We start from the raw sequence: 2,651 nt of genomic DNA, 5'->3' as shown, positions 1-2,651 counted from the left end.
AAAGATATTCTGTTATATCGGCAGCAATACTATAAACCCTTGGAAAACCAACATGATTTCCTGTTTTTAAAACAGGAAGTTTACGATAGTTTTTTTTGTCTAAAGTTAATTGTATCTCCTTAAATTGCTCTTCAAGCAAATAATAGTTATCCAGTAACCATTCCGCCGCTGGGATGATATTACTCTTTGATCTTACTTCTTCATCTGTAAACTTATATGCTTTTTTAATTATTTCATTATCTTCTTTAATTTTGGGGAATTGTATACTAAAACGTCTTTTGGGACCATGGATCTTATGCTGCTTTGCAATTTCCCCAGCATATAATTTAAGTTGTTCCAGATTAGACATAATCATATATACTCCTTTGATTGAATCAATAGCAATTACTATAAAATTTCGCCTTTCGAAAAAAGAATCAAAAGCTTATACAAAGCTTTGATTCTTTTTATAAGGCAAATTATAGTATGCTCTGCCTGAAACCAAATTATTCCTGAACAACTAACAAATTCATATTACTGTATCATATTCATAGGTCTTGAAGGTTCAGAAATTTCGCCTAAAGCCTGACCTGCTTCATTTTGGAAGATATGCCTTGTTGCCAGATCACCAATGCTTATCATACCTACAAGAGCACCATTCTCCAGCACAGGAAGTCTTCTGATTTTATTTGAAGCCATTAATTCAGCTGCTGTCTCAACATCCGTTTCTAATTCTGCCGTAATAACATTTTTTGTCATTACATCCTTTACCATTGTAGTCTTAGGATCTCCATCATTAGCCAGATTTTTAACTACAATATCACGATCTGTTAGGATGCCTATCACCTTTCCGTCTGTCTGACAGACAGGCAGGCATCCAATGTTGTGGGTCTGCATAGGTTTAGCTGCATCCAAAATAGTATTTTCAGGTGATAAGGCGGCTACATTAGTGGTCATAATATCTTTAACTTTCAAAATTAATCCCTCCTTTACAATAAAAATGGACATTCTAGTATTAGAATGACCTAAAGAATAATAACTATTCTTTATACAATATCTTTTTCTTTTTTTATTAGAATCTCAACTTTCCCACTTGGAAAAAGCAATATGAACCTTGAAAAATGAATATAAAAAATCACGCTTAGAAATAATTATGAAAGGAAAACCGCCGCAGTTATGGTATAATTGAATCATCACAAAAACAGTCATACCAACACTTTGGAGGTTTCCTATGTCTAATATTATATCAGATTCAGATTATAATGAACAGGTTTTAAACACACAGATTAATCTTTTCTTTAAACGCTATATCAGTTCAAAATTACTGAAAAGATGTGGGTTTTATAAAACCAAGGGATTCAGTTGCATGCTTTTGCTAAAAACATTATTCAGTCTAGTTTTTAACCATAAGAATTTGTGGCGAACACTGCAGACGGATGCTTCAATCCCTTTTGCTAAAAACACTGTCTATCGTTTTCTCAATCATCAGGCATTTCATTGGGAGAAGTTTTTACTTGCTGTTTCAACTAAGCTAGTCTCATTTTTCAATACTCTTACTAGCGAGAAACGAGCTACGGCATTGGTTATTGACGATTCTCTTTTTAGTAAGAATCGCAGCAAGAAAGTTGAACTGCTGAGCCGTGTTTTTGACCATACAAGCCATAAGTATCAGAAAGGTTACAGAATGCTAACGATTGGCTGGACTGACGGTAGTTCATTTGTTCCTGTCAATTTTCGTCTACTAAGTTCGTCCAAGAAGGCAAATGTGCTTTATCCCGCCAGGGATTGTGACAAGAGATCTCAGGCTCATAAACGTCGGTTGCAGGCTCAATCTAACACAACAGATGTAGTCTTGGATCTTCTGAGAGAAGCAAGGAAGATACCGGCACGCTATGTTCTATTTGATAGTTGGTTTACAATGCCCAAGACAGTATCAGCGATTAAGGCGATGAATCGAGAAGTTATCGGCATGGTGCGAATTACTGAGAAAATCCATTATCGATTCAATGGTAAATGGCGTCATATCAGAGATATTTACAGCCAGATAGAAAAGTGTAAAGATCCCTCCAATCCAGTGATTGGCTCAGCCAGAGTCAGCGTTAGAGCTAAAAAGGATAGTCCAAGCAATCAATGGATAAATGCAAAACTTATCTTTGTCAGAAACACTAACCGCAAGGATGATGCTTGGCTGGCAATACTTTGTACCGACATGGAAATCAGTAACGAAGAAGCAGTACGCATATATGGGAAACGATGGGATATTGAAGTTTTCTTCAAAATGTGCAAGTCTTATCTGGCACTTGGCAAAGAATCTCAGAGTCGCTCCTATGAAGCACAGATTGCCACCACATCTATTGTGTTTCTACGCTACATGATGATTGCTGAATCGGTGCGCCTTGAACATGACGAGAGAACATGGGGTGAAATATTTTTTAGATTCTGTGACGAAGTCAAAGATATCGAATATGTGAAAGCAGTTAAACTGCTGATCGACACCATGATTGACATTCTCAGACAAGCTCCGGTCCTGACAGATATTCAAGCGCAGCAACTCATTGAACAATTAATCAATGCTCTGCCTTTCTATCTTAAAGATCGATTGCAGTTGGTTGCGTGATTATATTCATTTTTCAAGGTTCATCACCACAATAGTGGTGGGAAAGTTGAGTTAA

At 36.5% G+C, this 2,651-nt stretch carries 3 protein-coding genes; 1 reads left to right on the top strand and 2 read right to left on the bottom strand.

All coding sequences use genetic code 11. From position 1 onward, the window contains the following. The coding region (locus tag PHP06_11105; GenBank protein MDD3841088.1) for a hypothetical protein at positions 1-349 on the bottom strand (349 nt) is incomplete at its 3' end. A 164-nt stretch (positions 350-513) separates the two neighbouring features. Beyond that, positions 514-954 (bottom strand): CBS domain-containing protein, encoded by a 441-nt coding sequence (locus PHP06_11100; GenBank protein ID MDD3841087.1) that lies wholly within the window; start codon positions 952-954, stop codon positions 514-516. 256 nt (positions 955-1,210) lie between these two features. Between PHP06_11100 and PHP06_11095 the strand changes: the two genes are divergently transcribed. Continuing rightward, positions 1,211-2,596, top strand: a complete 1,386-nt coding sequence (locus PHP06_11095; protein MDD3841086.1) for a transposase — start codon at positions 1,211-1,213, stop codon at positions 2,594-2,596. Positions 2,597-2,651: the final 55 nt, after the last annotated feature.

This window comes from Clostridia bacterium, from assembly GCA_028698525.1.
GTDB lineage: Bacteria > Bacillota > Clostridia > JAQVDB01 > JAQVDB01 > JAQVDB01.
Note: the sequence above shows the minus strand (reverse complement) of the source record. Positions and strands in the feature narration are given on the sequence as shown.